The organism is Neptuniibacter sp. (genome assembly GCF_024231755.1).
In the GTDB taxonomy this organism is placed as follows: domain Bacteria; phylum Pseudomonadota; class Gammaproteobacteria; order Pseudomonadales; family Balneatricaceae; genus Neptuniibacter.
In genome coordinates, this window is record NZ_JAAEQH010000094.1 from 1 (window position 1) to 2,276 (window position 2,276).

Here is a 2,276-nt window from a genome sequence, read left to right on the forward strand (position 1 = left end):
CTTCCCGACTGCATCCTGAGTAATAAAGTTGCGGTTCCGCGCTTCAGTCAGGAACCGTTCACAACGACTGCCGCGTAAGGTGAGCTTCGCTGATATGGACCAGTGCGCCTTTATCGTGCTGTATTCAAAAAAAGTGTCAACTACTTTTGGGGGCATATGAAGCATGCCGATCTGTATAGTCGTTTTTTTGAGACGAAAGCCTGATCATGTCCAAGGGCATTTCAATCTTGGCTATGAGCTCATGGTTATGAAAAAATGTACAGGAGCAATAGAGCACTTTAATAGAGTGCTAGAACTGAGCCCCTCCTACAAGGAGGCGCATCTGCATATTTCCAGATGTTACAGAATCTTGAAAGATGAAGAAATGGCAGGACGGCACATGCGGGAGTACAAGGAAAAGTGAATCGAGTTGTGTGGTTAAAATCGGTAGGGAGATAAGTTATGCGTTATATAGTATCTGTATTTTTTTATGTATTTTTTTTAATCAGCCCGACCTATGCAATGGATCTCCCGGAACCTGTTGTCTTACAGGACGGATCCCGTCAATGGATTATTACAACACTATTAGGGAAAAGTGAAAATCGCATATCCTATGAGTATATTGTTAATGGAGAATCTATATGCTCCAGTACTGTTCAAACAGAACTGTATTCTGACCTGTATCCCAGAGCAATTCTGAATAATGGCAATCCGATTCTGGTATGGTCAGGCATTAAAAAGAACAACGGAGACAGCGATATTTATTATGCTGAATGGGAGAGTACTTTTTCTGACTGCAAAGACAGCTGGAGTCCGACACGCATGGTGCATCCAGATAATACCTTATCGGATATGGCACCGGAACTTACCTATGATTCAGAGGGGAATATTCAGCTCATATGGCAGCGTAACACCGGCAGACATATTGAGCAACAAACAGCAACTTTTCTCGACGGAGCTTTTGAGGTCGACACCATCCCTTTGGAAACTCAGTCGCTTCCTTTGAACGGGTTCGCAACTGGGTTTTATGCAGGAATGCCGATCAGGCTTTTTCAGGAACCGTTAAACTGCATTGCTTTTGGCGACAGTATCACTCAGGGACTCAAAAGAAACAGTAGCGGTTACATCAGTCCCGAATGCAAAGATCCCAGCGGTGGTGCAGAGGCATGCTCCTACACCGAAGAGTTATCGTCAGCTCTTGAGCAGGAAAATGATGTGTCCACTGCAGCAGAGTACAACTGGGGGGTTAGCGGTGAACGGTCGTATCAAGGAGTGGCTCGTATTGAGGCTGTTATGGCTGACCAATCGAACGCGAACTGCATTCTTATCATGTACGGGGCGAATGATCTCTATCAAGGGTTGCAGCCCAGCGATACAGCAGCAAATATCCAAACAATGGCTGAGCTGGCACTATCAGTCAACAAAGTGCCGGTTATAGCAACTGTTACGGCCAATACTGCTGGGACGGGCAGTATTGTCCCTTATAATGATGCAATTTGGCAGATGGTAGCTGATGTTGGGTTATTGCCCATAGAAATAGCTGACCAATATACGGCACTTAATGAAAATTGGGAACTTTACAATTCTGGAGACGGATTGCATGTCTCTGACGCTGGCGACCAAAGGATGTCGGAGGAATGGTTGCGGGCCTTGAAGGAAAATCCGGCTTTATTCTCCGTTGACCATGATGGCGATGGTATTTTGACAACTTATGAGGATGCTGACAGCGACGGTGATCCACGTAATGACGACTGTGATCAGGACAGTCTTCCAGATTATTTGGATACAGATCCATGTGATTTACTTTGTGGTAACGGCGTGATAGATCCCGGCGAGCAGTGTGATGACGGGAATACGCTGACCGAGCTCTGCGCTTATGGTCTTACAAGCTGCACCGTCTGCGATTCCAGTTGTGACGAGGTTGCTGGCGCGGTGTCCTACTGCGGCGATACCCAGGTTGACCCCCTTAACGGTGAGACCTGCGATGATGGTGGAGAATCCGCAAGCTGTGATAGCGATTGTACTTCATCGGTTTGCGGGGACGGGAGCCTTAATATTTCTGCCGGTGAAGCCTGTGACGACGGCAATACAGTAGATAACGACGGCTGTTCAACCGCCTGTCAGGAGGAAATCTGCGGTGACGGGATTATCCAGGCAACCGAGTCCTGCGATGACGGGAATACGCTGACCGAGCTCTGCGTTTATGGTCTTACAAACTGCACCGTCTGCGATTCCAGTTGTGACGAGGTTGCTGGCGCGGTGTCCTACTGCGGCGATACCCAGGTTGACCCCCTTAA

At 47.6% G+C, this 2,276-nt stretch carries 1 protein-coding gene; it reads left to right on the plus strand.

The genetic code is table 11. The features are described from left to right. Window positions 1–441: 441 nt before the first annotated feature. On the plus strand, window positions 442–2,276 hold a 1,835-nt coding region (locus GY843_RS04315; protein ID WP_297306899.1), incomplete at its 3' end, for a GDSL-type esterase/lipase family protein.